Annotated in this window: 24 protein-coding genes; 15 read left to right on the top strand and 9 right to left on the bottom strand. The window is 70.8% G+C overall.

Annotated features, from left to right (window positions below; genetic code table 11):
• Positions 1 to 22: 22 nt before the first annotated feature.
• Both A3AG_RS0107745 and A3AG_RS0107740 read right to left on the bottom strand, forming a co-directional pair.
• Entirely contained in the window at positions 23 to 1,276 is a 1,254-nt protein-coding gene (locus A3AG_RS0107745; protein ID WP_018004876.1) for an alkyl sulfatase dimerization domain-containing protein, read from the bottom strand.
• Positions 1,277 to 1,507: 231 nt separating this feature from the next.
• On the bottom strand, positions 1,508 to 2,440 hold the full coding sequence (locus tag A3AG_RS0107740) for a LysR family transcriptional regulator (RefSeq protein WP_018004875.1): 933 nt from the start codon (positions 2,438 to 2,440) through the stop codon (positions 1,508 to 1,510).
• 196 nt (positions 2,441 to 2,636) lie between these two features.
• Here A3AG_RS0107740 and A3AG_RS0107735 point away from each other — a divergent pair, with 196 nt between their 5' ends.
• The 6 genes from A3AG_RS0107735 (at position 2,637) to A3AG_RS0107710 (ending at position 9,143) form a co-directional block, all read left to right on the top strand.
• A complete protein-coding gene (locus tag A3AG_RS0107735) occupies positions 2,637 to 3,860 on the top strand; it encodes a CaiB/BaiF CoA transferase family protein (RefSeq protein ID WP_018004874.1) in 1,224 nt (407 codons plus the stop codon).
• A complete protein-coding gene (locus A3AG_RS0107730; RefSeq protein WP_018004873.1) occupies positions 3,857 to 4,531 on the top strand; it encodes an enoyl-CoA hydratase/isomerase family protein in 675 nt (224 codons plus the stop codon). The genes A3AG_RS0107735 and A3AG_RS0107730 overlap by 4 nt, the downstream gene beginning before the upstream one ends.
• A gap of 11 nt (positions 4,532 to 4,542) precedes the next feature.
• On the top strand, positions 4,543 to 5,766 hold the full coding sequence (locus tag A3AG_RS0107725; RefSeq protein WP_018004872.1) for an acyl-CoA dehydrogenase family protein: 1,224 nt from the start codon (positions 4,543 to 4,545) through the stop codon (positions 5,764 to 5,766).
• A 43-nt stretch (positions 5,767 to 5,809) separates the two neighbouring features.
• On the top strand, positions 5,810 to 6,955 hold the full coding sequence (locus A3AG_RS0107720; protein ID WP_018004871.1) for an acyl-CoA dehydrogenase family protein: 1,146 nt from the start codon (positions 5,810 to 5,812) through the stop codon (positions 6,953 to 6,955).
• A gap of 102 nt (positions 6,956 to 7,057) precedes the next feature.
• Positions 7,058 to 8,062 carry a Bug family tripartite tricarboxylate transporter substrate binding protein gene (locus A3AG_RS0107715; RefSeq protein ID WP_018004870.1) on the top strand — a complete coding sequence of 335 codons (1,005 nt, stop codon included), beginning with the start codon at positions 7,058 to 7,060 and terminating at the stop codon, positions 8,060 to 8,062.
• A 55-nt stretch (positions 8,063 to 8,117) separates the two neighbouring features.
• A complete protein-coding gene (locus tag A3AG_RS0107710; RefSeq protein ID WP_018004869.1) occupies positions 8,118 to 9,143 on the top strand; it encodes a porin in 1,026 nt (341 codons plus the stop codon).
• 230 nt (positions 9,144 to 9,373) lie between these two features.
• Here A3AG_RS0107710 and A3AG_RS0107705 read toward each other — a convergent pair whose 3' ends face one another.
• The 4 genes from A3AG_RS0107705 to sorA all read right to left on the bottom strand — a co-directional run bounded on the left by A3AG_RS0107705 (position 9,374) and on the right by sorA (position 12,268).
• Positions 9,374 to 9,859: an SRPBCC family protein gene (locus tag A3AG_RS0107705; RefSeq protein WP_018004868.1), complete on the bottom strand. Its 486-nt coding sequence runs from the start codon at positions 9,857 to 9,859 to the stop codon at positions 9,374 to 9,376.
• On the bottom strand, positions 9,849 to 10,235 hold the full coding sequence (locus A3AG_RS0107700; RefSeq protein ID WP_018004867.1) for an ArsR/SmtB family transcription factor: 387 nt from the start codon (positions 10,233 to 10,235) through the stop codon (positions 9,849 to 9,851). Before A3AG_RS0107700 ends, A3AG_RS0107705 begins: the two co-directional genes overlap by 11 nt.
• Positions 10,236 to 10,332: 97 nt before the next feature.
• Positions 10,333 to 10,986 carry a SorB family sulfite dehydrogenase c-type cytochrome subunit gene (gene sorB / locus A3AG_RS0107695; RefSeq protein WP_018004866.1) on the bottom strand — a complete coding sequence of 218 codons (654 nt, stop codon included), beginning with the start codon at positions 10,984 to 10,986 and terminating at the stop codon, positions 10,333 to 10,335.
• A gap of 10 nt (positions 10,987 to 10,996) precedes the next feature.
• Positions 10,997 to 12,268 carry a SorA family sulfite dehydrogenase catalytic subunit gene (gene sorA / locus A3AG_RS0107690; protein WP_018004865.1) on the bottom strand — a complete coding sequence of 424 codons (1,272 nt, stop codon included), beginning with the start codon at positions 12,266 to 12,268 and terminating at the stop codon, positions 10,997 to 10,999.
• Between the two features lie 303 nt (positions 12,269 to 12,571).
• On the opposite strand from sorA, the gene A3AG_RS0107685 reads away from it, so the two are divergent.
• The 3 genes from A3AG_RS0107685 to A3AG_RS0107675 are packed head-to-tail and all read left to right on the top strand — an operon-like array spanning position 12,572 to position 16,105.
• The gene (locus tag A3AG_RS0107685; protein ID WP_018004864.1) at positions 12,572 to 13,927 is read left to right on the top strand and encodes a uracil-xanthine permease family protein; all 1,356 of its coding nucleotides are present in this window, start codon (positions 12,572 to 12,574) and stop codon (positions 13,925 to 13,927) included.
• 19 nt (positions 13,928 to 13,946) lie between these two features.
• Positions 13,947 to 15,395, top strand: coding sequence for an amidohydrolase family protein (locus A3AG_RS0107680; RefSeq protein ID WP_018004863.1), 1,449 nt, complete (start codon positions 13,947 to 13,949; stop codon positions 15,393 to 15,395).
• Positions 15,396 to 15,397: 2 nt separating this feature from the next.
• Positions 15,398 to 16,105: a sulfite exporter TauE/SafE family protein gene (locus A3AG_RS0107675; RefSeq protein WP_081610702.1), complete on the top strand. Its 708-nt coding sequence runs from the start codon at positions 15,398 to 15,400 to the stop codon at positions 16,103 to 16,105.
• On the opposite strand, the gene A3AG_RS0107670 is transcribed toward A3AG_RS0107675, so the two are convergent.
• The 3 genes from A3AG_RS0107670 to A3AG_RS0107660 all read right to left on the bottom strand — a co-directional run bounded on the left by A3AG_RS0107670 (position 16,102) and on the right by A3AG_RS0107660 (position 19,088).
• Entirely contained in the window at positions 16,102 to 17,139 is a 1,038-nt protein-coding gene (locus tag A3AG_RS0107670; protein ID WP_018004861.1) for a LacI family DNA-binding transcriptional regulator, read from the bottom strand. The genes A3AG_RS0107675 and A3AG_RS0107670 overlap by 4 nt on opposite strands.
• A 62-nt stretch (positions 17,140 to 17,201) precedes the next feature.
• Positions 17,202 to 18,107: a YihY/virulence factor BrkB family protein gene (locus A3AG_RS0107665; protein WP_018004860.1), complete on the bottom strand. Its 906-nt coding sequence runs from the start codon at positions 18,105 to 18,107 to the stop codon at positions 17,202 to 17,204.
• A gap of 42 nt (positions 18,108 to 18,149) precedes the next feature.
• Entirely contained in the window at positions 18,150 to 19,088 is a 939-nt protein-coding gene (locus A3AG_RS0107660) for a LysR family transcriptional regulator (RefSeq protein WP_018004859.1), read from the bottom strand.
• 155 nt (positions 19,089 to 19,243) lie between these two features.
• Here A3AG_RS0107660 and gtdA point away from each other — a divergent pair, with 155 nt between their 5' ends.
• The 6 genes from gtdA to A3AG_RS0107630 all read left to right on the top strand — a co-directional run bounded on the left by gtdA (position 19,244) and on the right by A3AG_RS0107630 (position 26,012).
• Complete coding sequence (gene gtdA, locus A3AG_RS0107655; RefSeq protein ID WP_018004858.1) at positions 19,244 to 20,290, top strand: gentisate 1,2-dioxygenase; 1,047 nt, start codon at positions 19,244 to 19,246, stop codon at positions 20,288 to 20,290.
• A 99-nt stretch (positions 20,291 to 20,389) separates the two neighbouring features.
• On the top strand, positions 20,390 to 21,088 hold the full coding sequence (locus A3AG_RS0107650) for a fumarylacetoacetate hydrolase family protein (RefSeq protein ID WP_018004857.1): 699 nt from the start codon (positions 20,390 to 20,392) through the stop codon (positions 21,086 to 21,088).
• Between the two features lie 17 nt (positions 21,089 to 21,105).
• On the top strand, positions 21,106 to 21,747 hold the full coding sequence (gene maiA / locus A3AG_RS0107645; RefSeq protein WP_018004856.1) for a maleylacetoacetate isomerase: 642 nt from the start codon (positions 21,106 to 21,108) through the stop codon (positions 21,745 to 21,747).
• Positions 21,748 to 21,775: 28 nt separating this feature from the next.
• The gene (locus tag A3AG_RS0107640) at positions 21,776 to 22,990 is read left to right on the top strand and encodes a 3-hydroxybenzoate 6-monooxygenase (protein ID WP_018004855.1); all 1,215 of its coding nucleotides are present in this window, start codon (positions 21,776 to 21,778) and stop codon (positions 22,988 to 22,990) included.
• 126 nt (positions 22,991 to 23,116) lie between these two features.
• Positions 23,117 to 24,457, top strand: a complete 1,341-nt coding sequence (locus tag A3AG_RS0107635; RefSeq protein ID WP_018004854.1) for an MFS transporter — start codon at positions 23,117 to 23,119, stop codon at positions 24,455 to 24,457.
• A gap of 175 nt (positions 24,458 to 24,632) precedes the next feature.
• Positions 24,633 to 26,012: a serine hydrolase domain-containing protein gene (locus A3AG_RS0107630; protein ID WP_018004853.1), complete on the top strand. Its 1,380-nt coding sequence runs from the start codon at positions 24,633 to 24,635 to the stop codon at positions 26,010 to 26,012.
• Positions 26,013 to 26,069 lie beyond the last annotated feature (57 nt).

The following is a 26,069-nucleotide window of genomic DNA, read 5'->3' as shown; positions in this document are numbered from 1 at the left end:
TCTCCCGGGTGCAGAAGGCTTGCTAGTGCAGGCCGAAGTTGTCCGCCGCCTCGCTCTCCAGCGCGTCGGCGGCCGCGCCGTACAGGCTGCGCGACACATAGCTGCGAACCTGCGTGGCGCGCTGGCGCAGCCACGCCGCCTTGAGCCGGCGCGCCTCGCGCACGCTCGGGGTTTGATCCGGCGCCAGCGCCAGCACGTCGATCACGTGCAGGGCCAGCTGCGTATCGCCGCGCTCGGCCAGCGCCTGCGCGTGGCGCAGCAGCGCGCCATGGTCGGCCACGGCGGCGGCGATCTCCGCTGCGGCCTGCTGCGGCGGCGCCGGGTGCAGCGTGGTCGCGTTGCGGTCCCACCAGCCGTTCTCCGAGCGGTAGATGTCGCGCGCGATGTAGCTGGGGTCGCCATAGGTGGGCCGCATCCAGGGCTGGTCGAACAGCGCCGCGGGGGGGCGCAGCGCGGCCAGCATCTGGCGCTCGTTGCAGCCCGCGTTCATCAGCCGCACCACCTCGGCGCGCAGCCAGCGCAGGGCGCGTGCGGTTTCGCCCAGCACGCGCTGGCATTCGGCTTCGCCCTGCACGGTGGCGCCGAACTCGCGCACGACTGCCCGCGGTTGCAGCGCCGCCAGGCGTTCGAGCGTGTCGGCCCAGCGCACGGTGTCGCGCATGGTGCGGAATGGCGTGCCGATGTTGGGGATCGAGTCGATCACCGCCGGGCCGCCGTAGAGCAGGCGCCGGCCGGGCAGCCAGACCGCCACGGCGTCGTCGGTCTCGGACGGCGCCCACAGGATTTCGGCACGGCGCTCGCCGTGGCCCAGCGTCACGCCATCGGCAAAGGTTTCGGTGGGCGCCGCCTGGGCCAGCTTGCCCGCCAGCGCGCCGGCCGGCTGGCGGAACTGGATCTCGGCCATGCGCTGCTGCATGCGCTCGGTCTCGCGGTAGCGCGCCTGGCGCGCCAGGACGTTGACGTGGGCCAGCACGCGCGGCGCGGGCTCGCCGCGCGCGGCGGCGTGGTCCAGCCATTGCTGCAGGCCGGCGTTGTAGCCCAGGTGGCCGTGGCTGTAGCAGATCGCCAGCACCGGCAGGCTGGTCCGGGTGCGCAGCGCCTCGATCATGCCGCGCGTGACGCGCCCGCCGGGGCCGCTGTCGACCACCAGCAGGCCGTCGCCGATATCGGCAACGAAGCTCTGGCCCTGCCCGTGCAGCAGCCAGACGCCGTCGCCGGCGCTGTCGATCCCCGTGCCCGTGACCAGTGCCGACGGCCGGTCTTCGATGTCCTGCATGCTTGCCTCCCTGCTATCCGGTTGATATCCGGTGCCACTGTCAGGCAAGAAGGCGCCGCGCAGGGATTGGGGAAAATCCCGCCGCGCCGCGGCGTGGCTGCCGCAAAGCCAGCGCCGGCGCGGCCCGGCGGCGGTTCGGGAATTTCGGGTGTAAACCGCTGGTTAGCACCGTGTCGCTGCTGGCAGTTCCCGCGCGCCACGCGCTGCGCTAACGCGCGCCAGCCGGGAGCGCTACGTGGGGCGGCGCAGCGGGCTGTCGGGCAGGTGAGTCAGGTAGTGGACTTCGCGCCGGAGCTGCGTGGCAAATTGGGCGGCGACCGGCGTCATCGGCGAATCGGCGCGATAGATCAGGCTGACGCGGTGGCTGGGCAGGCGGTCTTCGATCGGCAGCGGCACCAGCCCGGCGGCGGCAAGCTGGCCCGGCACCAGCTGGCGCGGCAGCATGCACAGCAGGTGGCGGTCCTGCAGCAGCGACTGGATCATGCCGATGGTGTCGCAGCGCACCGCCACGCGCGGCAGCGGCAGGTTGTGCTCGCGAAAGGCATCGAGGATGGCGGCGCCCGGGCCCTGCATGCGCTGGCCGGTCAGCACCCAGTCCGAGCCCACCAGCTCGTGCAGGCGGCGCGCATGCCGCAGCGGGTGCTCGCGGTGCGCCACCACCACTGAATCGTTGTTGTAGAGCGGCTCGCACGTGAACTCGCGCTCGATGCCCTCGTCCGGCACCGGGCTGACCGCCATGTCCATCACGCCCGCGCGCAGGTCGTCCAGGTGCATCGGGTAGACGCCGCTGTCGATGCAGACCAGCACGTCCGGATGCTGGGCGCGGAAGCGTGTCAGCACCGCCGGCAGCAGCAGGTGCGCCGGACCGCCGGTGGCGCCCACGCGCACCACGCCGTTGCGCACGCCCAGCATCTGGCGCATCTCGTCGCTGGCCTTGCGCGCCTCGGTGGCGATCAGGCGCGCGCGCCGCAGGAAGGCCTCGCCATAGCGCGACAGCACCACGCCGCGGGTGGTACGGGTCAGCAGCGGCACGTGCAGCTCTTCCTCGAGCTGGCGGATGCTCTTGGTGAGTGCTGGCGCCGACACGTCGCGGGCGCGTGCGCCGGCGCGGATGCTGCCGTGCTCGGCCACGGCGATGAAGTCCTGCAGTTGGTTCAGGCGCATGGAGGGTCCCGTTCAGGCGATGGCCAGGGCGCCCAGCATAGCGGCAATCCGCGAGGTTCGGGATAACCCGGGGTGCTAACCCGTGGTTTGCACCGCAGCCGTTTTGGCATCTGCCGTTGTGCGCGGTGCTGACGCATGATCGCTCCACATCGACGCCAACCGCCGGCCGCGCCGGCTTCTTCGGGAGTGGAACCGCATGGCAAACCGGCAAGACCTGCCGCTGGCAGGCATACGCGTGGCGGAGTTCGGGCAGTTCATCGCGGCGCCGGGCGCGGCCATGATGCTGGCCGACCTGGGCGCGGACGTGGTCAAGGTGGAGGCGCTGCGCGGCGACAGTGCGCGGCGCTTTGACGGCACCAGCCCGCAAAGCCCGATGTTCCTGGCCTACAACCGCGGCAAGCGCGGCATCGCGCTGGACCTGCGCACGCCCGGGGGGCTGGACGCGGCGCGGCGGCTGGCGCTGGCCAGCGACGTGGTGCTGCACAACACTCGCGCCGGCGTGATGGAAGCGCTGGGGCTGGACGCCGCCACGCTGCGCGCCGCGCGTCCCGGCCTGATCCATGCCTCGATCAGCGGCTTCGGCACGCGCGGGCCGTCGCGCACGCGTCCCGGGCTGGACATTGCCGCGCAGGCGGAGAGCGGCATGATGTCGGTCACCGGCGAGGCCGGCGGGCAGCCGCTCAAGGCCGGCTTCGCGCTGATCGACGCGGCCACCGCGCTGGCAGCCGGCAACGCCATCCTGGCCGCGCTGTTCCGGCGCGAGCGCACCGGCGCCGGCGCGACCATCGAGACCTCGCTGCTGTCGGTGGGCGTGCAGCTGCAGGCCCAGCTGTGGGCCGAGTACCAGTGCTCCGGCGCGCTGCCGGTGCGCAGCGGCAACAGCCAGCCCAAGGCCGCGCCGGCGGCCGACGTGATCGCGGTGGCCGACGGCCATATCGTGCTGTCGGCCTATCTGGACGAACACTGGGCGCGGCTATGCCAGGCCATCGGCCAGCCCGCGCTGGCGCACGATCCGCGCTTTGCCACCAACGCCTTGCGGGTGCGGCACCGTGCCGCGCTGCTCGCCATCCTGCACGACGCCCTGTGCCACCTGAGCGGCGATGCCGCGCGCGCGCTGCTGGAACGGCACCAGGTGGTGGTGGGCGTGGTGCGCGACTATCACCAGGTCAAGGCCAGCGCCGACGTCCATGCCAGCGGCATCCTGCGGCCGGTGGACGACGGCGAGGGTGGCCGCCTGGAGCTGCCCGGGCTGCCCTTTACCATGGCCGGCCTGCCCGTCGGCGGCCTGCCCGCGGTGCCGCGGCTTGGCCAGCATACCGCCGAGGTGCTGGCGGAACTGGGCTACGGCGCCGCGGAGGTCGACGCCATGGCGCGTGCCGGCCACGTCGGCATGGAACACATCGAGCAAGAGGCGGCATGAGCGCGCCGCATCCTCCCGTCCTGCTGCAGCGCCACGCCGGCTGGGCCGAGCTGGTGCTGAACCGCCCCGCGCGCCGCAATGCCATCGACATGGCGCTGGCGCGCGCGCTCGGCGACGCGATTGCGACCCTCGCTGCCGACGACAGCGTGCGCGCGGTGCTGCTGCGCGGCGCCGACGGCGGCTTCTGTTCCGGACTGGACCTGCAGGCGCTGCAGGCCGAAGCCGGCGGGCTGGCAGCGTTCGCGCCGGTGTGGGAGCGCGTGCACCGGGGCCTGCGGCACAGCCGCAAGGCCTGGGTGGTGGCGCTCGAGCGCCATGCCATCAACGGCGGCGCGGCGCTGGCGCTGGCCGGCGACCTGCTGGTGTGCGGCGCCGGCGCCTTCCTGCAGATCGGCGAGATCCGCCTGGGCATGGCCGCACCGCGCAATGCCGAGTGGCTGGCGCTGCGCCATGCCGAAGCCGTGGCCGCGCGCCTGTGCCTGCTGGGCGACCGCGTGCCGGCGCCCGAGCTGCTGCGCCTGGGCATCGCCACCGAGATGGTCGACGACGCCCAGGTGCTGGACCGCGCGCGCGTGCTGGCCGCCACCATCGGCGGTTTCCCGGCCGAGGGCGTGGCCGCGATCAAGGGCGGCATGCGCGCGGCATCCGTTGCGCGCGCCGGCAACGCTTGAAGACAGACACCATGACCAATTCCCTTATCAACGATGACGAGGCCTCGCTGCGGGCCTTCCGCGGCGAGGTGCGCGCGTTTGTCGCGCGTGCGCTGCCGCATGCCGTGCGCGAGAAGGTCAGGCTCGGGCTGGAAGTCAGCAAGCAGGAGCTGGTCGACTGGCAGCACCGCCTGGCCGAGCGCGGCTGGCTGGTGCCGCACTGGCCGGCGGCCTGGCAGGGCTGCGACTGGAGCGCCGAGCGCCGCGCGGTGTTCCAGGAGGAACTGGTGCTCGCGCACGCGCCCGAGAGCGGCGGCATCAGCCTCGAGATGATCGGGCCGATCCTGATCCGCTATGGCACGCCGGCGCAGCAGCAGTATTTCCTGCCGCGCATCCTGAACCAGGAGCACTGGTGGTGCCAGGGCTATTCCGAGCCCAACGCCGGCTCGGACCTGGCTTCGCTGAAGACGCGCGCGGTGCGCCGGACCCGGGCCGACGGCAGCGAGGTCTACGTGGTCAGCGGCAGCAAGATCTGGACCTCGTACGCGCAGTACGCCGACTGGATCTTCTGCCTGGTGCGCACCGATACCGGGGCGCGCGCCCAGCAGGGCATCAGCTTCCTGCTGATCGACATGCGCAGCCCCGGCGTGAGCGTGCGGCCGCTGGTCGGCATCCATGGCTGGCACCTGTTCAACCAGGTGTTCTTCGACGAGGTGGAGGTGCCGGTGGCAAACCGCGTCGGCGACGAGAACGCCGGCTGGGCCATCGCCAAGTCGCTGCTCGAGCACGAGCGGCTGAACCTGGCGCGCGTGGCCGAGAACCGACGCCGGCTGGCCAAGGTGCGCGCCATCGGCGCGGAGCTGGAAGAGGGCGGCCAGCCGCTGCTGCAGCGGCCGTGGTTCGCGCGCCGCCTGCGCGCGCTGGAGGTGCGGCTCGAGGCGCTGGCGGCCACGGTGCTGCGCTTTCGCCGGCAGGCGCGCGCGGGCCAGGCGCTGGGGCCGGAGACCGGCATGCTCAAGCTGCTGGGCAGCCGGCTGATCCAGGACATCGAGAACCTGGCGGTCGACGCGCTGGGGCCGGACACGCTGGCCTACGACCGCGCCGCGCATTTCGAGCCCGCCGCGCCGGAACCGGGGCGCTCCGCCTACGCCGCCGCGGCGTCGGCGCGCCGCTTCGTCACGCGCGGCTACACCATCGCCGGCGGCTCCAGCGAGATCCAGCATGAGCTGCTGGCCAAGCAGGTGCTGGGCCTGTAGCGCGGCCACGGTGGCTGCAACCTCCGCATAAGGACACCAACAGATGAGCGATGCAACGGACGATCGCCGCATGCTGCGCGACAGCGTGCGGCGCTATGTCGAACGCGGCTACGGCTTCGAGCAGCGCCGCGCCGCGCTGGCCGGGCCCGATGGCTTCTCGCGCACGCACTGGCGTGCCTTTGCCGAGATGGGCTGGCTCGCGCTGGGTTTGCCCGAAGCCTGCGGCGGCTTCGGCGACGCCACCGACCAGGCGCTGCTGGCCGAGGAACTGGGCCGCGCGCAGCCCGCCGAGCCGTGGCTGGCCAATGCCGCGCTGTGCGCGCCGCTGCTGGCCGCCTGCGGCGATCCCGCGCACGCGGCCGCCGCCGCGGCGATGGCCGAAGGCGGCGCCATGCTGGCGCTGGCCGCGTGGGAAACGCGGGGGCGCTATGACGCCTTCGATATCAGCACCACCGCGCACGCCCACGCCCCGGGGCAATGGACGCTGGAGGGCCGCAAGACGCTGGTGCTGGGCGGCGGCAGCGCCAGCCTGCTGCTGGTGCTGGCGCGCACCGGCGGCCAGCGCCGCGAGCGCCATGGCCTGACCCTGTTCGCGGTGCCGGCCGATACGCGCGGCGTCAGCGTCGAGGCGCTGCCGACCTACGACGGCCGCCAGACCGCCAGCGTGACGCTGCGTCGCGCCGTGGTGCCGGACAGCGCGCGCATCGGCGCGCGCGACGGTGCCTGGCCGCTGGTGGAGGCGGCCATCGACCGCGCCACCGTGATGGCCTGTGCCGAAGCCGTCGGCGCCATGTCGCGCGCGTTCGAGCTGACGCGCGACCACCTGGCGACGCGCGAGCAGTTCGGCCGGCCGCTGACCGCCAGCCAGGTGATCCGGCACCGGCTGGTGGATCTCTATGTCAGCGTCGAGCAGGCGCGCGCGATCACCGAAGCCGCGGCCGACGCGCTGCAGGGCGATGCGGTGGCGCGCATGCGCGCGGTCTCCCACGCCAAGGCCTTTGTCTCGGAGGCCGGGCGCGCGCTGGGCGAGGACGCGGTGCAGCTGCACGGCGCCGTCGGCATGACCGACGAGGTGGAAGTCGGCCACTGCTACAAGCGCCTGGCGGCGCACGCCAACCTGTTCGGCGATGCCGACTGGCACTACGAGCGGCTGGCGGCACTCGATCACGCGGCGCAGGCGCAGGCCTGAGCCGGTTCAGCGCGGGCGCCCGGGCCAGCCGGCGCGCCCGCTGACGACACGCCGGCAACGTACCGGCATGCGCGGCCCATGCGCCGCAACGGAGACAGCAACATGAGCAGCCAGCACAATGGCGCCCTCAGGGCGCGCGCCACGCGCGCGGCCCTGGCCGCGGCGCTGATCCTGGCGGGCGCCGCCAGCGCGCACGCCGAGGCCACCTACCCCAGCAAGCCGATCCGCATGGTGCTGCCGTCGGGCGCGGGCACCGTGACCGACCAGACCGCGCGGCTGGTTGCCGAGCGCCTGAGCGCGGGGCTGAAGCAGCCGGTGGTGGTCGACAACCGCCCCGGCGCCAACGGCATCATCGCCAGCGAGACCGTGGCGCGCGCCGCGCCCGACGGCTACACGCTGCTGTTCACCTATGCCGCGACCATGACGGTGAACCCGTGGACCACGCCGTCGCTGCCGTACGACCCGGTCAGGGACTTCACGCCGATCGCGCGGCCCAGCCAGCCCGGCGGCAACCTGCTGGCGGTCAGCGCCGATGTGCCGGTGCGCAGCCTGCAGGAACTGATCGCCTATGCCAGGGCCAGCAAGACGGAGCTGGCCTATTGCTCGTGGGGCGTCGGCTCCGGCGGCCACCTGGCGATGGAATACCTGAAGGCCAGGGTCGGCATCCGCCTGCGCCACATCCCGTACAAGACCGCCACCCAGTGCAGCAACGACCTGGCCGCGGGCCACGTCACCATCGGCATTACCGATGCCATCTCGTCGGTGCCGCACCTGAAGTCCGGCCGCATCCGCGGCATCGCGGTGTCCGGCCCGGAGCGCCTGCTGACCGCGCCGGACGTGCCGACCATGTCGCAGCAGGGCGTGCCGTTCCAGCAGGCCAGCTGGGTCGCCATCTTCGGGCCCAGGGGCGTGCCCGCGCCGATCGTCGAGCGGCTCAATGCCGAGGTCAACCGCATTTTGCAGACCCCCGCCGACCGCGCCAAATTCGCCGCGATGAACCTGCAGCCGGCCGCGCCGTCGAGCCCGGCCGACCTCGGCAAGCTGCTCAGCGCCGACCTGGCCGCATGGGGCGAAGTGGTGAAGGTGGCGGGGCTGCAGGCGAAGTAGGGCAGACACACAACAACAAGGACGGGAGACAGAGAGCGTGAAGGCAGCACAGTGGATGGCGATGGGCGTGGCCCTGGCCGCGGGCAATGCCGCGGCCGGCACCATGCAGTTGTTCGGCGTGGTCGATGCGTCGATCGAATACGCCAGGGGCTCGGACAGCGTGGTGCGCATGCGCGAAGGCCAGCAGGCCGCGTCGCGCTGGGGCATCCGCGGCATCGAAGACCTCGGCGACGGGCTCAAGGCCAACTTCCTGGTCGAGTCGGGCTTCAACATCGACACCGGCACCGAGTTCTTCGGCAACAGCCGGCTGTTCGGGCGGCAGGCCTACCTGGGGCTGTCAGGCGGCTGGGGCGAGCTGCGGCTGGGGCGGCAGTACACGCCATCGTTCTATGCGCTGCTGCGGCTGGACCCGTTCCTGCTGAACGGCGCGGTGTCGCCGTTCAACCTGCTGAGCGCGACCGCATCGCAAGGCACCGGACATGTGGCCTACGGCGCGCGCTTCGACAACGCGGTGCAGTACTTCTCGCCCAAGTGGGGCGGCTTCGGCTTCGGCGCGGCGGTGGCGCCGGGCGAGGTGCCGGGGTCGGCGCGCTCCGGGCTTAACTTCGGCATGAACGCGACCTGGGAGGCTGGCAACGCCTATGCGTTCTACAGCTACCAGGGGATGTATTCGGGCGCCAATGTGCCGGTCGAGCCGACGCTGACGTCGAACCATTTCGTCGGCGGCTCGTACCGCTTCAGGCCGGTGGAGATCGGCCTGCTGTTCAGCGCGGCCAGCAGCGACCGGCCCGAGACCCGCTCGGCCCGCCACTACGGCGTGACCTTCAGCTGGGCCGTGACCCCGCGCGACACCTTCAAGGCCGCCGCGCTCAAGCGCCAGATCCTCGGCGGCGGCCAGCGCCCGCTGGCAGTCACGCTGGGCTGGGACCACGATCTGAGCAAGCGCACCACGGCCTACGTGCGCGCGGTGCTGGTGCACAACAGCGCCGGCGGCAGCGTCAGCAACAACAGCATCGTGATCGATCCGGGCAGCGGGGATGATGCGAAGTCGGTGAGCGTGGGGTTGCGGCACCGGTTTTGAAAGGCAGGCACCAGAAAAACCCGCAGCGACATCGCGGCCTCGAGCTTTCCAACTCCCGCTTGTGTACTCCCTCTCCCGCTTGCGGGAAAGGGTTGGGGTGAGGGGGAGAGGTATCGACGAAGCGACGGCCGTCGCTATTGCCAGCGCCACCCCTCACCCCCGCCGCTCTCCCGCAAGCGGGAGAGGGGAGCACACCCGCAGCGATGCCGACAGCATCGGCATAACCCTCCTCACTTCAACTGCTGCGCAAACGCCTCCAGCTGCGTAATGCACGTCCCCCAGCCCTCATAAAACCCCATCTCCTCATGCTGCTTGCGCGTGGCCTCGTCGGGATGCATCACGCGCGCGATGTAGCGGGTGCCGTCGCCCTCGTCGGCCATGGTGATGACCGCGGTCATCGACAGCCACGGCGTGCCGGGCCGATAGCCGGCGACCAGCGCCGAGGTGGAGACGATCTTCTCCATCGGCACGATCTCGAGGAAGCAGCCGGGGTTGTCGCTGGTGCCGCCATCCGGGCCTTGCATGAAGGTATGGAAGGCGCCGCCGGGGCGCATGTCGAAGGCGCGGACCTCGGTGGTCCAGGGCTTGGGGCACCACCATTGCTTGAGCAGCTGCGGATCGCTCCAGGCGCGCCAGACCTTGGCGCGCGGGGCCTTGAGCAGGCGCGAGATGATCAGGTCCTGGCTTTCCGGGCCGGCGGCGTTTTCATTCGTCATGGGACTGTTCCTCTTGGTGAAGGGCTTCGACAAAAGCCGCCAGGCGGTCGGTACGGGCCTCCCACAGGGCGCGCTGATCGGCCAGCCATTGCTGTGCGTCGGACAGCGGTTGCGGCACCAGTTCGCAGGTGCGCACGCGCCCCGTCTTGCGCGAGCGGATCAGGCCGCTGCGCTCCAGCACCTGCAGGTGCTTCATGAACGAGGGCAGCGCCATCGCGAACGGTGCCGCCAGTGCCGAAACCGTTTCCGGCCCGCGCCCGAGCGTGCTGACGATGGCGCGGCGGGTCGGGTCCGCCAGTGCGTAGAACACGCCGGACAGCGGGGAAAGATCGACAGCCTGGGACACGTCTGCAAACTCGGCACAATGGTTAGCCATACGGCTAAGTATAAGGGGCCAGCCGGAACTTGCAAGCCCAACATGCAAGGCGCCCCGGACCAGCCGGGGCGCCTTGCAGTCAGGGCAGGGGTTGCGCCTATTGCTGGCGAACGTAGGCCGCCAGCGCCTTCACTTCCTCCGGCTTCAGGCCGGCGAACGGCGGCATCGGCACCGCGCCCCACTTGCCGCTGCTGCCGCCGCGGATGCTGGCTTCCAGCCTGGCTTGCGCTTGCGGGTCGCCCTTGTAGCGGACCGCCACCTCGTGATAGGCCGGGCCGACGATCTTCTGCGTCGCGCCGTGGCAGCTCAGGCAGGCGTTCTTCGCCAGCAGTCCCTGCACGTCGACGCCGGCCGCGGCCGAAGGCGCAGGCGCGGCGGCAGCGGGCTTGTCCGCCTTCCGCGCGATCGCCACGATCTCGGGATCCTTCGCCTTGGCAGAGCCATAGGCCACCGCCAGGTAGGCGCCGAGCTGCTCGACCTCGGCATCGTCGATCGGCGCGCCATAGGCCTGCTGCATCTTCTTCATCTCGGCGGTCCACTGCGCCAGGCTCAGCCCGGGCGGCTGGTAGGAGACGTAGTCGGCCGAATGGCAGATCGCGCATTTCTGCGTGGCGATGCCATAGCCGGGGAGTCTGGCCGGCCTGAGCTTGACGTTCTCCGCCGGCAGCTTGATGTCCTGCGGCGCGGCGCCGGCATGGCCGGCACCCAGCAGGGCAAGCGCCAGCAGCGCGGGAGCGATGGTTGCTTTCATGGCGCGTTCCTCAGGCGATGGTGACCGGCGTGGCTTCGATGACATTGCGGCGGTAGCCCGCCGGGTTCCAGCTGGCCTTTGCCGGCTGGGTCTCGCCGTTGTTGCTGGTGGCGCGCACCATCAGCACCGCCGGGCCCTTATGCGCGAACCTGACCGGCAAGTGCCACGCGCGGAACGAGAACCGGCCCAGGTCTTCGCCAAGCCTGGCGGCCTGCCAGTTCTGCCCGCCGTCGACGGAAACCTCGACCGTGCGGATGCCCGAGCCGCCGTCGAAGGCAATGCCCTTCAGCTCGACGGCGCGGCCGGCCGGCAGCCTGCCGCCGCTTTCGACGCTGGTGATGAAGCTGCGCACGGCCAGCGTCGAGATCGGCCGCGTCCTGGCCGCCGGCGTGCCGGGGGCCACGCACTGGCAATCGTTGTCCGGCACGCGATAGCCCTTGGTCATGAAAAACGCGTCGTGGCCCTCGAACGGGTGGTCCAGCACCTCGATCTCGTGCAGGTGCTTGATCCAGTAAGTGCCGAAGTAGCCTGGCACCACCAGCTTGAGCGGGTAGCCGTTGAGCAGCGGCAGGTCTTCGCCATTCATGCCCCACGCCAGCAGCGGCTCGCCGTTCATCGCGTGGGCGATATCGAGCGACTTGCGGAAGTCCGGCGTGCTCGGCAGCACGGGCGTATCCATGCCGTTGAAGGTCACCACCCTGGCCCCGGCCTTGACGCCCGCGTGCTCCAGCACCTTGCGCAGCGGCACGCCGGTCCAGCGCGCATTGCCCATCGCGCCGTTGGCCAGCTGCGCACCGAACACGCGCGGCTCGGAGAAGCCGCGGCTGTTGCCCGAGCACTGGTTCACGGCGACGACATCGACCGGCTCCGCCAACCGCTTCAGTTCATCGAGCGACAGTTGCAGCGGCTTGCCGACGTGGCCGCCAACGCGCAGCCGATAGGTGGCCAGATCCACCGACAGCGGCAGGTTGGCCAGGTGGTAGCGCACGAAGAAGGCGTCGTTGGCTGTGATCGGCCCCTCATTGAAGGCGGAGAAGGGCGTCTCCAGGTGTGGCGGCCGGGTGCTGACGCGTACCAGCGGGCGCTTGCCCGGATAGCGCACCAGCGGGCGCGGGCCGTCGGCCAGCGTCACGCCATCGGACGCGCGCGCCGCCTGCGCGGCCAGTGCGCCCAGCGGCGACGCGCCCAGCGCCAGCAGGCCGGCACCCTGTACCAAACGGCGTCGCCTGGATAGCGGCCGGTCGTGATCGGCAGATTGCGCCGGACGGTTCTTGTCTCGCATGGGGCGTCTCCTTCGGGGGCGTGTTGTGGCGCGCAAGGCGCTGTGGCGGGTACTTTGACGCCGCCTCATCAACTTGTGAAACGGGTTTTGCTGCTAGTCGTTATCGATTTACTCGATATAGGGGAAGACCACGGCTGCCTTGCCGACAAAACCGCTTGCATCGCAAATTGGGTTTCCCTACACTTACAAAAACGTTTTTGTTAGCGGAAATCGATAATATCTGCAGCGAACTGCGCACAGACGCAGCCAGTGGCCAAAGCGCCACCGGCACAACGCCCGACACACCAAACGAGGAGCAAAGCAATGTCCTACCCCGCCCCCGCGCCGGTGGATGAACGGCTGCCATGGCAGCGCCTGTTTGTCTTCGGCCTTCAGCACGTACTGGTCATGGCCGCGTCGCCGATCGCGTCGGTCTTCCTGATGAGCAAGGCGCTGAACTTCCCGCCCGCGCTGGCGGTGCAGCTGCTCAGCGCCACCTTCGTAATCTGCGGCGTGGGTACGCTGCTGCAGTCGCTGGGCAAGCGCGGCATCGGCGCGCGCCTGCCGTTCGTCATGCTGCCCGGCGGCGCGCCGATCGTGCTGTTCATCCTGATCGCGCAGCAGACCGACGTGCAGACCGCCGCCGGCGCGGTGATCCTGACCGGCGTGTTCTACTTCCTGGTGCTGCCGGTGTTCCGGCGCTGCCTGCGCTACTTCCCGCCGGTGGTGGTTGGCACCATGCTGCTGCTGGTGGCGATCAACCTGGCGCAGGTATCGGGCAAGCTGGTCGCCGGCCACCCGGGCGCGGGCAGCGCGGTCGATCCGCTCAACCTGCTGCTGGCCTTCGCCACCATCGCCTGCACCGTGGCGGCGTCGCGCTGGCTCAGCGGCATGCTGGCGCAGCTGGCGATCCTGCTGGGTCTGCTGGGCGGGGCCCTGGTGGCGTGGCTGGCCGGTGCGTTTCACTTCGGCCAGGTGTCGATGTCGCCGGTGCTGGCGTTGCCCACGCCGTTCCCATTCGGCTGGCCCACCTTCGACGTGGTGGCCGCGATCCCGCTGATGGTGTTCGCCGTGATCTCGATGGTGGAGGCCACCGGCCAGACCCTGGCGATCAGCGATGCCGTGGGCCGGCCGGTGGACCAGCAGCGCGACGTGCCGCGCACCATCCGCGCCGACGCGCTGACCTCGCTGCTGGGCGGGATGTTCGGCACCTCGCTGATCATCACCAGCGGCGAGAACATCGGCATCGTGCGTGCCACCGGCGTGCGCTCGCGCTTTGTCACGGCGATGTCGGGCGCGATCCTGGTGGCGTTCGGGCTGCTGGTGCCGGTGTCGTCGCTGATCAGCGCGATCCCCGAGGCCGTGGTCGGCGGCACCGGGCTGGTGGTGTTCTGCATCGTCGGCACCATGGGCATCGACATGCTGCGCAAGGTGGACCTGCGCGACCACGCCAACATGTACGTGGTGGCGGTGGCGCTGGCCGTGGGCCTGCTGCCGATCCTGGTGCCGGGCATCTATGGCGGCCTGCCGGCCAACCTGCGCATCCTGGTGGGCAATGGCGTGGCGATGGGCGCCCTCACCGCGGCGCTGCTCAACTTCCTGTTTTTCCATACGGGTCTGCGCACCGCGACGGCTGACACGGGCGCGATCGCGCGCGACGATGCCGCCGCCACGCACTGACCCGGCTTACTGCATTGCCATGACTCAAGCTTATGCCTCGACGCCGGCCTGGCCCGGCGACCTCAACCCGGCGCTGGCGCCGGACAGCTTCCAGCGCCCGCGCATCCTGTTGCCGGAATGGACCCTGCTGCGCCAGGGCGCGGTACGCGGCCACGCGGTGGTGGTGGAAGGCGGCCGCTTCACCGCGGTCGGCCCCGCCGAAGACGTCGCCGCGCGCTTCCCGCAGCTGGAGACCCTGCCGCTGCCGCGCATGCTGCTGATGCCCGGCATGATCGACACGCATCACCACCTGACCCAGTCGTTCGGCAAGTCGCTGGTGTTCGGCGAGCCGTCGGAAATCTTCCGGCGCGTGTGGGTGCCGCTGGAGGGCAGCCTGAAGGCGGAGCACCTGTACCTGTCGTCCAAGCTGGCGGCGCTGGAAGCGCTGCGCGGCGGCTTTACCACCGTGGTCGATGCCGGCACGCGCAGCGACGCCGGGCTGGACGCGGTCGCGCGCGCGGTCAGCGATGCCGGCGTGCGCTGCGTGCTGGGCCTGATCTGCAACGACAAGCCCGGCGCCGAAACGCTCGACGCCGCGCCCATCCTGCGCCGCGCTGCCGCCCACCTGGACCGCTACGCCGGCGATGCGCTGGTGGCGCCGTCGCTGGCGATCTCGATCCCCGAGGTGGCTTCGGACGCGATGCTGCATCACGTCTACCAGCTGTGCGCCGAGTCCGGCCGCATTTTCCAGACCCATGCCAACGAACACCTGGTGGCGGTGGAGCGCTCGCTCAACGCGTGCGGGCGCCGGCCGATCGAGCATCTCGCCGCGATCGGCGCGCTCGGCCCGGCCGCCTTGCTGGCGCATGCCACGCTGGTGACGCCGCAGGAAATCCGGCTGCTGGCCGACAGCGGCGCCGCCGTGGCCTACAACCCCGTCGCCAGCGCCTGGAAGGGCAACGCGGTGGCGCCGGCCGAGACCATGGCCACCTTCGGCGTGCGCCTGGGCCTGGGCACCGACGGCACCCGCAGCGACGGCTTCCGCCTGCTCGACTATGCCGAGGCCGCGCAGCGCTTCGCCTTCGGCATCGGCGTGGGCGATTCGTCCTGCGGCGCGGGCTGGCGCTGGGTCGACATGGCCACGCACGACGCGGCCGACGTGGCCGGGCTGGGCGCGCTCACCGGCGAGATCGCCGCCGGCAAGCGCGCCGACTTCCTGCTGGTCGACCTCGACGTGCCGGAACTGACGCCGTCGTGGGACCTGACCTGGGAACTGGTGCGGCTGGCCAACCGCGACCAGATCCGCGCGGTCTTTGTCGACGGCAGCCTGCGCCTGTGGCAGGGCTGGCCCACCGACTGGGACGCGCGCGCGCTGATGCGCGACATCCATGCCATGGCAGCGCACACCGTCGCCGGCGCGCCGATCCGCAAGCTGCATGACGCCGCCGACGTGCACCGCGCCCGCCACGCCGGCACGGAGGCGGCATGAGCATGGACCTGACCCTGTTCAGCGTGGGCGTGGCGGTGTTTACCGGCGCGCTGATCCAGGGCGCCACCGGCATGGGCTTTGCGCTGATCGTGGTGCCGGTGCTGGCGCTGGCCGCGCCGGCGATGCTGCCCGGCGCGCTGCTGCTGGCGATGCTGCCGCTCAACGCCTACGTGGCCTGGCGCGAGCGCCACGCCATCGACATGCGCGGGGCCGGCTGGATCAGCGCCGGCCGGGTGGCCGGCACCTTCGGCGGCCTGTGGGTGCTGGTGGCGATGCCGATGGCGTGGCTCAACGCGCTGGTCGGCGGCAGCACCATCGCCGCGGCGGTGGTGTCATTGCTGGCGCCGGCGTTCACGCCGGGGCGGCTGACCTTTGCCTCCACCGGCCTGATCACCGGCGTCACCGAGACCGCCACCGGCGTCGGCGGCCCGCCGCTGGCGCTGGCCTACCAGCACGCACCGGTGGCGACGCTGCGCGCCACCGTGGCGCTGTGCTTCCTGGTGGGCGAGGTGATCTCGCTGGTGGTGCTGGCGCTGGGCGGCCGGCTCGGCATGGAGCAGGTGTTCTACGCCGCGGCCCTGCTGCCGGTGCTCGGCGTCGGCATGGTCGCCAGCCACCTGGTGCACAAGCGCATCAACCAGCGCATGCTGCGCATCGGCGTGCTGGTGTTCGCGCTGGTGTCCGGCGCGGTGGTGCTGTTGCGCGGCTAGTCTTTCGGCGTGGACGAGGCCCGCACCACCAGTTCGGGCGCGGGGCCGGCAATCACGGTGTGGCCGCGCTCGCCCGACAGGTGCGCGAACAGCAGTTCCACCGCCAGCGACGCGACCCGCTCCAGGTGCAGGTTGACCGCGGTCAGCGGCGGCTGCGCGCTGCGCGCGCGGATGCCGTCGTAGCGGGTCACCACCAGCACATCCTCGGGTACGCGCTTGCCCAGCCCTTGCAGGTGCGCCATGGCGCCGACCGCGAAGGCATCCACCGGCGCGCACAGCGCATCCAGTCCCGGCATCCGCGCCAGCAGTTGCGCGCAGGCGTCCGCGCCCGCGGCTTCGCCATGTTCCTCGGCCGCCTTGACGACATGGCAGGGCAGGCCCAGCGCCTGCGTGAACTCGCGGTAGGCGCGTTCCGTTTCCACATACGACTGCCGCGGCGCCGCGCCGATCATCAGGCCGATCTGGCGGCGCCCGTGGCCGTGCAGGTGCGCCAGCAGCAGCCGCGCGGTCTCGGCCGACTGCAGGTCGACGCAGGGCACCGGGGTCTCGGTCAGCGGCTCGCGCCCGATCGAGACGATGCTGACGCCCCGCTCGCGCAGCCGCGCGATATGCGGGTCGCCGGCAATCGGCTCGATCACGATGGCACCGTCGATATCGAGCGTATCGAGCAGCCCGCCGGCGCCTTCCAGCGGCGGCACCAGCACCACGCCCAGGCCGCGCCCCATCGCCGCCTCGGCGGCGATTGCCGCCACCTCCATCATGAAGCCCAGCCGCGACGTGCCGCCCGCCACCGCGAACGGCATCGATGACAGCAGCGCGATGCAGTTGGCGCGGCCCGACTGCAGCCGCTGCGCCCGCACGCTGGGCCGGTAGCCCAGCTCCGCGGCAACGCGCTTGACGCGCGCGCGCGTGGCCGGGTCCAGCACGCCGCGGTCGTTCAGCGCATGCGACACCGTGGTCAGCGAGACCCCGGCGGCGCGGGCAACGTCGTGGATGGTGATGCGGCGGGGGCGGTCGGGCGTGGCTTCGGTCATGCGGGCAAAAGGCGATGGCGCGGCGATGGATCAGGCGGAGCATACCGCAGCGGCTGCGGCCCTCAGGTATGAAATTCCTCCGCCCGGCCACCGCGCTCCGGCAGCCGGTGCCAGGCCCCCCGCTCGAATTCCGCAATCACCTGCGCACCGAGCAGCAGCAGCGTCGCGGCGATTTCCAGGCTGAGCAGCACCACGATCGCCGTGGTCAGCGAGCCGTAGACGCGGCCCACCTGCGACAGCGTGGTGAAGTACCACACCAGCACGTGGCGCGAGATTTCCCACAGCACCGCGGCGATCACCGCGCCGCTGAGCGCGTGGCGCAGCGACAGCCGGCCGACCGGCATCACCAGGTAGATCGAGGTCAGCATCAGCACCTCGCCGACAAAGCCGAGCAGGTAGAGCAGGCCGGTGGAGAGGCGGTCCAGCGACCAGTCGCGGCCCAGCACCTCGACGTGCCGTTCGCCGATCGCCAGCAGCGCGCCGGATACCACGGTGACCAGCAGCAGGCCGATGCTGAGCACGGCGATATAGCAGTAGGGCAGCAGCGCCGAAACCAGGAAATGGCGGCGCCGGATCGCTACGCGGTGCTCGAAGATGACCGACATGGCGTTCTCGAGCACGGTAAACGCGAGCGAGCTGAAGAACAGCATGGTGCCCAGCAGCACCCAGCCGATGGTGCCACGGTTGCGCAGGAAACCGGCCAGCTCGGTGACCAGGGCGCGCGACTGGCCGGGCACGATCCATTCGAGATAGCGCGCCAGCGTCGACAGCAGCAACGCGGGCTCGATCACGTGCGACAGCGCAATCACCATCAGGATCAGCAGCGGCACGATCGACAGCAGCGCGTAGTAGGCCACCGCGCCGGCCAACAGCAGGCCCTGGTTGGCGCGGAACTGCCGCATCGTATGCCAGGCAAAGCGCAGCGGATGGCGCAGCAGGCCGCTGACGCGGGTGTCGGTAAGGTGCATGTCAGGCACCGGAAGTGGCGGTTGACGACATTATGCGGTGCGCTAGGCCGGGGTGGCAGCGGGTGCCTGGGCCACGCCGGCCGCCAGCCTCAGGCATGCCAGCATCGCCGCCACCGCCGCGCGGGATTCGCCATCCGCGCGCCAGTACATCGACACCGAGCCGAACCCGGCCAGCCGCAACGGCACGATGCGCAGCGCGCCCAGCTCTTCCAGCCGGCGCGCGGTCCGGTGCGAGGCCAGCCCGACCATGTCGCTGTTGTTGAACAGGGTCAGGTTGAGCACGGTGGAATTGCTCTCTACGCAGTCCGCCGGCAGCGCGCGCCCGGCGCTGGCGAGCGCGCCCTCCAGCGCATTGCGGATCGGCGTGCCGCGCGGCCATACCACCCAGCGGTGGCGGTACAGGTCGTCCCACGCCACCTTGCCGCCCTGCAGCAGGGGGTGCCGGGGCCGCGCGACGAAGTGGATCGGCTCCATATAGAGCGATTCGGTGCGCATCTGCCCATCCTGCAGCTCCGGTGCCGAGCGGCCCACCACGATATCCAGCTCGCTGCGCGCCAGCTGGGTCATGAGCCGGTCCATGGTGGTTTCCAGCAGCCGCACGCTGGCGCGCGGCATGCGCTGCATCAGCTGCAGCGCGGCCAGCGGCACGGTGTCCGCCGCCGAGGCCCCCGAGGTGCCCACCACCACGATGCCGCTGCCGCCGTCGCGCATGGCCTGCAGGTCGTCGCGGGCGGTATCGAGCTGCGCCTCGATCCGGCGCGCGTGCTCGATCAGCGACTCGCCGTAGGGGGTGGGCCGCAGGCCGCGCGCCTGGCGCTCGAACAGCGGCAGGCCGATATCGTCCTCGAGGTCCTTCAGCCACTTGGAAAGCCCGGGCTGGGTGGTGTTCAGCATGGCGGCGGACTGGCTCATGTTGCCGGTCTCGGCCAGGCTCAGCAGCATCTGCAGGTTGCGCAGGCGCAGTCTCTGGGTCCAATCCATGGGGCGTGACCTATACGGTAAATCGTATCGATAAGATGAAAACTTCATTTCAGATCTTATAGGGCGGAGCGTATAACGACAACCAGACCGTGCGCAGTGACGCAGGCACCCATTCAAGCGCTCCCGAACGCCTTGTACAAAGTTATGGAGACAGCATGTCCGAGCACACCCCAGACCCGGCCCGCCGGGCCTACTACGAAGACATCGGCCGCAGCCACATGACCCCGCTGTGGGAGTCGCTGCACGCCCTGGTGCCGCCGCAGCCGCGGCCGCGGATCGTCCCCGCGATCTGGAAGTACGCGCAGATCCGCCCGCTGGTGATGCGGGCCGGCGGCGTCATCAGCGCCGAGGAAGCGGTGCGCCGCGTGCTGGTGCTGGAGAACCCCGGCATCCCCGGCAAGTCCAGCATCACCTCGACGCTGTACGCCGGCCTGCAGCTGATCCTGCCGGGCGAGATCGCGCCCAGCCACCGCCATACGCAGTCGGCGCTGCGCTTTATCGTCGAAGGCAAGGGCGCCTGGACCGCCGTCAACGGCGAGCGTGCCACCATGCATCCCGGCGATTTCATCATCACGCCCTCGTGGACCTGGCATGACCATGGCAACCCGTCGGTCGAGGAGGGCGGCGAGCCGGTGGTGTGGCTGGACGGCCTCGACATCCCCATGGTGCAGCAGTTCGACGCCGGCTTTGCCGAGAACTACCCCGAAGCGCAGCAGCCCGTGACCCGCGCCGAGGGCGACAGCTTTGCCCGCTTCGGCCACAACATGGTGCCGGTACGGCACCGCGTGACCGATCCCACCTCGCCGGTGTTCAGCTACCCGTACGCGCGCTCGCGCGAGGCGCTGGACCAGCTCTACCGCAACGGCGAGCTCGATCCGTGGGACGGCGTCAAGCTGCGCTACGTCAACCCGGCCACCGGCGGCTGGCCGATGCCGACCATCGCCACCTTCATGCAGTACCTGCCGGCGGGGTTCCAGGGCAAGACCTACCGCAGCACCGACGCCACCGTGTACAGCGTGGTGGAAGGGCGCGGCACGGTGCGCATCGGCGATGCGCAGTTCCAGTTCGAGCCGCGCGACGTGTTCGTGGCGCCATCGTGGGCGCCGGTGCAGCTCGGCGCGCTGGAAGACGCCGTGCTGTTCAGCTATTCCGACCGGCCGGTGCTGTCCGCGCTGAACCTGCTGCGCGAAGCGCGCACCTGAGCCGGCAATCCCGACCGAGCCGCTGCCCGCCGCTGCCCGCCGGTGCCATCCGGCACTGCCGGGCCGGCGCTGACCTGCCACATCACTGGAAGCCTCACCATGTCCTACGTCTTCACGCCTCCCGCCACCGTCGCCATTCCCGTTGCCGGCAGCGATGACCAGTTCGCCGTGCGTCGCGTCTACTGCGTCGGCCGCAACTACGCCGCTCACGCCCGCGAAATGGGCTTCGATCCCGAGCGCGAACCGCCGTTCTTCTTCTGCAAGCCCGCCGACGCCATCGTCCCGGTGCAGGCCGGCACCACGCTCGAGCTGCCGTACCCCGCGCAAACGCAGAACTATCACTACGAGGCCGAGCTGGTCGCCGTGATCGGCAAGCGTGGCTCGGATATTCCCGTCGCGCAGGCCCTCGAGCACGTGTGGGGCTACGCCGTCGGCCTCGACATGACGCGCCGCGACCTGCAGATGAAGATGCGCGAGATGGGCCGCCCGTGGGAAATCGGCAAGGCCTTCGACGCCTCTGCGCCGGTCGGCCCGATCCACCGCGCCAGCGCTATCGGCCACCCGCAGCAGGCCAGCATCTGGCTGACGGTCAATGGCGAAACCAGGCAGCGCAGCGACGTGTCGCACCTGATCTGGTCGGTGGCCGAGACCGTGGCGTACCTGTCGCAGTTCTTCCGCCTGGAACCGGGCGACGTGATCTTCACCGGCACGCCCGAGGGCGTGGGCGCGGTCAAGGCCGGCGACACCATGGTCACCGGCGTCGACGGCCTGGGCGAACTGACCGTGCGCGTGGTCTGAAACAGGCAGGCCGAACCATGCAGCTCTACAGTTTCTTCAACAGCTCCACCTCGTACCGCGTGCGCATCGCGCTGGCCCTCAAGGGTTTGCCGTACGACTACCTCGGCGTCAATATCCGCACCGGCCAGCATCGCCACGCCGAGTATGTCGATGGCATCAACCCGTCCGCCTCCGTGCCCGCGCTGGTCGATGGCGATTTCACGCTGGGGCAGTCGTTCGCGATCATCGACTACCTGGACGCGCGCCATCCCGAGCCGCGCCTGCTGCCGCACGACCCCGGGCAGCGCGCGCGCGTGCTGGAGCTGTCGATGCTGGTCGGCTGCGACATCCACCCGGTCAACAACCTGCGCGTGCTGCGCTACCTGCAGGACACGCTGAAGGTCACGCCCGAGCAGAAGGACGCCTGGTACCGCCACTGGATCGACGAAGGCATGGCCGGCGTCGAACGGCTGCTGGCGCGCCATGGCCATGGCAAGTGGTGCTTCGGCAATGCGCCGACGCTGGCCGATGTGGCGCTGGTGCCGCAGGTGGCCAATGCGCTGCGCATGGGTTGCGAGCTGGATCGCTACGAGCGGGCGATGGCCGTCTTTGCCCACGCCAGCGCCCATCCCGCCTTCGCCCAGGCCGCGCCCGCGCGCCAGCCGGACTACATCGCCTGACGCCAGCGGCGCAGGCCAGGAGACAGCAATGAGTAATACCCACAACACGACCGGCAAGGTCCTCATCATCGGCGGCGGCATCGGCGGCCTGGCCGCGGCGCTGGCGCTGGCACGCCAGGGCATCCGCGTCGAGCTGCTGGAGCAGGCCGAGCAGATCGGCGAGATCGGCGCCGGCATCCAGCTGGCCGCCAATGCCTTTGCCGCGCTCGACGCGCTGGGCGTGGGCGAGGCCGCGCGCGGCCGCACGGTCTTTACCGACTTCCTCAGCCTGCGCGATGCCGTCGACACCAGCGTGATCGCGCAAGTCGATGTCGGGCAGGCGTATCGCGAGCGCTTCGGCAATCCCTATGGCGTGATCCACCGCGTCGATATCCACCTGTCCATCCTTGAGGCCGTGCAAGACCATCCGCTGATCACGATGCGCACCAGCACCCGCGTGGAGCAGTTGCTGCAGGACCAGCACGGCGTGACTGTGGTCGACCAGCATGGCGAGCACTACCGCGGCGATGCGGTGATCGGCTGCGACGGCGTAAAGTCCGCGATCCGCCAGGCGCTGATCGGCGATGAAGCTCGCGTGACCGGGCACGTGGTCTACCGCGCCGTGGTCGACGTGGCCGACATGCCGCGGGACCTGCGGGTCAACGCACCCGTGGTGTGGGCCGGCCCGCACTGCCACCTGGTGCACTACCCGCTGCGCGGCGGCCAGCAGTACAACCTGGTGGTGACCTTCCACAGCCGCGAGCAGGAAACCTGGGGCGTGCGCGAGGGCAGCAAGGCAGAGGTGCTGTCGTACTTCGAGGGCATCCACCCGCTGCCGCACCAGATGCTCGACCGCCCGACCTCATGGAAGCGCTGGGCCACCGCCGACCGCGACCCGGTCGAGCGCTGGAGCTTCGGCCGCGCCACCATCCTCGGCGATGCCGCGCATCCGATGACCCAGTACGTGGCGCAGGGCGCCTGCCAGGCGCTGGAAGACGCGGTCACGCTGGGCGCGGCGGTGCAGGCCGCCGACGGCGACTACGCCGCAGCCTTCAGGTTGTACGAGCAGGCCCGCATCCCGCGCACCGCGCGCGTGCTCTATGCCGCGCGCGACATGGGCCGCGTCTACCACGCCAGGGGCGTCGACCGGCTGGTGCGCAACAGCCTGTGGACCGGCCGTACGCAAGCGCAGTTCTACGACGCGCTGCAATGGCTGCACGGCTGGCGCGCCGACAAGTGCCTGAGCCCCACGCCCTGGCTGTAGGGCGCTGACCGCGGCCTGCTTTCCGCGCTGAAAACGCTTGCATTGATAAACCCGATAGCGAGCCGGGCGGCCAACGCAGCCGCCGGCCCGCCCTCGCCCTGAATCTGGCAACAAGGAGGAGACACCATGCCTGCCAGCCCACCCCTCAACGTCACCGCGTTCATCGACCGCCAGCCGCTGTCGGCGTTCCAGGTGACCATCGTCGTACTGTGCTTCCTGATCGTCGCGGTCGACGGCTTCGACACCGCCGCGATCGGCTTTATCGCGCCCGCCATCCGCGCGGAATGGCAGCTGACGCCGGCGCAGCTTGCGCCGCTGTTCGGCGCCGGACTGGGCGGGCTGATGGCCGGGGCCTTCCTGTTCGGTCCGCTGGCCGACCGCTTTGGCCGCAAGGCCGTGCTGGTGCTGTCGGTGCTGTGCTTCGGCGCGGCCAGCCTGGCCTCGGCGTGGTCGCCGGACCTGTGGACGCTGGTGCTGCTGCGCTTCGTCACCGGCCTGGGGCTGGGCGGGGCCATGCCCAACGCCATCACGCTGACCTCGGAGTTCTGTCCGGAGAAGCGGCGTTCGTTCCTGGTCACGACCATGTTCTGCGGCTTCACGCTGGGCTCGGCGCTGGGCGGGCTGGCCTCGGCCGGGCTGATCGACGCCTTTGGCTGGCGCTCGGTGCTGGTGGCAGGCGGCGTGCTGCCGCTGGGGCTGGTGCTGGCGCTGGTGTGGCTGCTGCCGGAATCGGTGCGCTACCTGGTGATGACCGGCAAGTCGCGCGAGAGCATCGTCGCCACGCTGCGGAAGATCGCCCCGCACGAAGACTTGCGCGGCGCCACCTTCGCGGTCAGCGAACAGCGCGCCACGACCTCGCCGGTGTGGCACCTGTTCCGCCCCGAGCTGCTGCGCGGCACGCTGCTGTTCTGGCTGACGTTCTTCATGAGCCTGCTGGTGATCTACCTGCTGTCGAGCTGGCTGCCGACGCTGCTGCGCGGCACCGGCCATTCGCTGCGCACCGCGGCGCTGGTGACGACCATGTTCCAGGTGGGCGGCACGGTCGGCGCGATCGCGCTGGGATGGTTGATGGACCGGTTCAACCCGCACCATGTGCTGGCCACCAGCTATGCGCTGGCGGCGCTGGGTATCGCCGCGGTGGGCAGCGTTGCCGCCGAGCCGGTGGCCGCGGGCGTGGCGGTCTTTGTCGCGGGCTTCTGCATCTCGGGCTCGCAGGTGGGCGCCAATGCCCTGTCGGCCAGCTTCTACCCGACCGACTGCCGCGCCACCGGTGTCAGCTGGGCCAACGGCGTAGGCCGGATGGGCTCGGTGGTGGGGTCGGTCGGCGGCGCCACCATGCTGTCGATGGGGCTGGGCATGCCCGCGCTGTTCGCGTGGATCGGCGTGCCGGCACTGATTGCCGGGCTGTCGATGTTCTCGCTGGGCGTGGTCAGGCGGGAGCGGCCGCAACCGCGACTGGCCGTCTGAGGCTGCGCCTGCGCCGACATTCCCAGCGGTTATGGCGCTATTCCGAACGGAGGATTGTGGCCATGGCCGCAGGCCATGCAACATGGCGCCCGCGGGCCTGCCCCGGCAGGCCCGCATCCGATCACGGAAGGCGGCGCACCGCGCGTGCAGCCGCCTCGACAGCCATGGAGACAGCATGCAGGCGCAAGCGAAGTCGCACGGGACGGAGTTCCGACGCAATCGGGCGTGGTGGACGGTGGTGGTGCCGCTGGTGGCATCGATGGCGGCATCTGCCGGCGCGGCGCTGGCGCAGGCCGCGGGCCAGCCCGCGGTGGTGAGCGAAAGCGAGGTCATGCAGGGCTTTCCGCCGCCGCCGGAGCGGCAGGTCAGTCGCGGCACCGGCCTGCGCCCGCCCTACATGCGCTGGGCGTTCCGGCATGCGCGCGAGATCTCGCCCACCGTCGGCATCCGCCATGCGAGCCAGCCGCTGCCGCTGCCGGGCCAGTCGGCGCCGGCGCTGGATGCGGTGAGCTTTACCGTCGCGGGCCAGGCGGTGCGGGTGGCGGATTACCTGCGCGACACGCACACCGACGGCTTTATCGTGCTGCACCAGGGCCGCATCGTGTACGAGCGCTACCTTGCCGGCTTCGACCCGCACCAGCCGCATATCTGGGCCTCGATGACCAAGTCCGTGACCGGGCTGCTGGCGGCGATGCTGGTCGAAGAGGGCAAGCTCGATCCGCACGCGCGGCTGGCGCAATACGTGCCGGAACTGGCGGGCAATCCGTTCGGCGAAGCCACCGTGCAGCAGAACCTGGACATGGAGGTGCCGGTCGGCTATCCGCAGGCACTGCCGCCTGACCTGGGGCTGTTCGGCGCGGTGGGGATCGTGCCGCGCAAGGCCGATGCGCCCGACACCATCTATGACTTCCTCAAGGTCGTGCACGCCACCGGCAGCGCGGGCGAGGGCCCGCACGGCGGGGTCTGGTATTACCAGAACGGCTCGCCGGAAGCGGTGGCGTGGGCGCTGCGCCGCATCACCGGCAAGCGCTGGGCGGAACTAGTCACCGAGCGGTTGTGGTCGCGCTTTGCCGAGGACGACGCCTACACCCAGGTAGACCGCGAGGGCACCGAAATGGCCAGCGGCGGCATGAACTCGACGCTGCGCGATGCCGCCCGCTTTGCCGAGACCGTGCGGCGCGCCGCGGGCGGCGACGCCACGCTCGGCATTTCGCCGCAGGCGGTGCGGATTGCGCTGCAGCCGGCCAGCAACCAGGCCCGCTTCGCGCGCGGCAATACCACCGCGGGGCGCGAGGGCTACGGCTACCGCAACTACTGGTTCCAGCGCAACGACGGCGACGGCAGCATCGAGGCCAGCGGCCGCTTCGGCCAGAAGCTCTACATCAACCCCGCGCGCGAGCTGACCGTGGTGAAGTTCTCGGCCAGCCCCGACGGCGCGGCGCGCGCGACCAGCGCCGCCGCCGTGCGCAAGCGCGACGATCCGGCGCGCGCGCTGGAATCCTCCGAAGCCATGGTGGCGGCGGCGCATGCCTTGCTGCGCGCGGCCAGCCGCTGAGCCACGCCCGGATACCCGGCCATTTCCTCCGGGCACCCGGTTCACCAGCAACGCTGG

Origin of the sequence: Cupriavidus neocaledonicus (genome assembly GCF_000372525.1) — a bacterium.
GTDB classification, from domain to species: Bacteria; Pseudomonadota; Gammaproteobacteria; order Burkholderiales; family Burkholderiaceae; genus Cupriavidus; species Cupriavidus neocaledonicus.
The sequence above is the reverse complement of the archived record's forward strand: the minus strand, read 5'-3'. Positions and strand labels throughout refer to the sequence as shown.

Excerpts from the sequence above, each read along its gene's own strand:
- A3AG_RS0107720 (WP_018004871.1), top strand. The coding sequence starts at position 5,810 with ATGAGCGATGCAACGGACGATCGCCGCATGCTGCGCGACAGCGTGCGG.
- A3AG_RS0107660 (WP_018004859.1), bottom strand. The coding sequence starts at position 19,088 with ATGGATTGGACCCAGAGACTGCGCCTGCGCAACCTGCAGATGCTGCTG.
- A3AG_RS0107685 (WP_018004864.1), top strand. The coding sequence starts at position 12,572 with ATGTCCTACCCCGCCCCCGCGCCGGTGGATGAACGGCTGCCATGGCAG.
- A3AG_RS0107675 (WP_081610702.1), top strand. The coding sequence starts at position 15,398 with ATGGACCTGACCCTGTTCAGCGTGGGCGTGGCGGTGTTTACCGGCGCG.
- A3AG_RS0107670 (WP_018004861.1), bottom strand. The coding sequence starts at position 17,139 with ATGACCGAAGCCACGCCCGACCGCCCCCGCCGCATCACCATCCACGAC.
- maiA (WP_018004856.1), top strand. The coding sequence starts at position 21,106 with ATGCAGCTCTACAGTTTCTTCAACAGCTCCACCTCGTACCGCGTGCGC.
- gtdA (WP_018004858.1), top strand. The coding sequence starts at position 19,244 with ATGTCCGAGCACACCCCAGACCCGGCCCGCCGGGCCTACTACGAAGAC.
- A3AG_RS0107650 (WP_018004857.1), top strand. The coding sequence starts at position 20,390 with ATGTCCTACGTCTTCACGCCTCCCGCCACCGTCGCCATTCCCGTTGCC.
- A3AG_RS0107715 (WP_018004870.1), top strand. The coding sequence starts at position 7,058 with ATGAGCAGCCAGCACAATGGCGCCCTCAGGGCGCGCGCCACGCGCGCG.
- A3AG_RS0107740 (WP_018004875.1), bottom strand. The coding sequence starts at position 2,440 with ATGCGCCTGAACCAACTGCAGGACTTCATCGCCGTGGCCGAGCACGGC.
- A3AG_RS0107640 (WP_018004855.1), top strand. The coding sequence starts at position 21,776 with ATGAGTAATACCCACAACACGACCGGCAAGGTCCTCATCATCGGCGGC.
- A3AG_RS0107730 (WP_018004873.1), top strand. The coding sequence starts at position 3,857 with ATGAGCGCGCCGCATCCTCCCGTCCTGCTGCAGCGCCACGCCGGCTGG.
- A3AG_RS0107665 (WP_018004860.1), bottom strand. The coding sequence starts at position 18,107 with ATGCACCTTACCGACACCCGCGTCAGCGGCCTGCTGCGCCATCCGCTG.
- A3AG_RS0107735 (WP_018004874.1), top strand. The coding sequence starts at position 2,637 with ATGGCAAACCGGCAAGACCTGCCGCTGGCAGGCATACGCGTGGCGGAG.
- A3AG_RS0107680 (WP_018004863.1), top strand. The coding sequence starts at position 13,947 with ATGACTCAAGCTTATGCCTCGACGCCGGCCTGGCCCGGCGACCTCAAC.
- A3AG_RS0107710 (WP_018004869.1), top strand. The coding sequence starts at position 8,118 with ATGGCGATGGGCGTGGCCCTGGCCGCGGGCAATGCCGCGGCCGGCACC.
- sorB (WP_018004866.1), bottom strand. The coding sequence starts at position 10,986 with ATGAAAGCAACCATCGCTCCCGCGCTGCTGGCGCTTGCCCTGCTGGGT.
- A3AG_RS0107630 (WP_018004853.1), top strand. The coding sequence starts at position 24,633 with ATGCAGGCGCAAGCGAAGTCGCACGGGACGGAGTTCCGACGCAATCGG.
- A3AG_RS0107705 (WP_018004868.1), bottom strand. The coding sequence starts at position 9,859 with ATGACGAATGAAAACGCCGCCGGCCCGGAAAGCCAGGACCTGATCATC.
- A3AG_RS0107745 (WP_018004876.1), bottom strand. The coding sequence starts at position 1,276 with ATGCAGGACATCGAAGACCGGCCGTCGGCACTGGTCACGGGCACGGGG.
- A3AG_RS0107635 (WP_018004854.1), top strand. The coding sequence starts at position 23,117 with ATGCCTGCCAGCCCACCCCTCAACGTCACCGCGTTCATCGACCGCCAG.
- sorA (WP_018004865.1), bottom strand. The coding sequence starts at position 12,268 with ATGCGAGACAAGAACCGTCCGGCGCAATCTGCCGATCACGACCGGCCG.
- A3AG_RS0107725 (WP_018004872.1), top strand. The coding sequence starts at position 4,543 with ATGACCAATTCCCTTATCAACGATGACGAGGCCTCGCTGCGGGCCTTC.
- A3AG_RS0107700 (WP_018004867.1), bottom strand. The coding sequence starts at position 10,235 with ATGGCTAACCATTGTGCCGAGTTTGCAGACGTGTCCCAGGCTGTCGAT.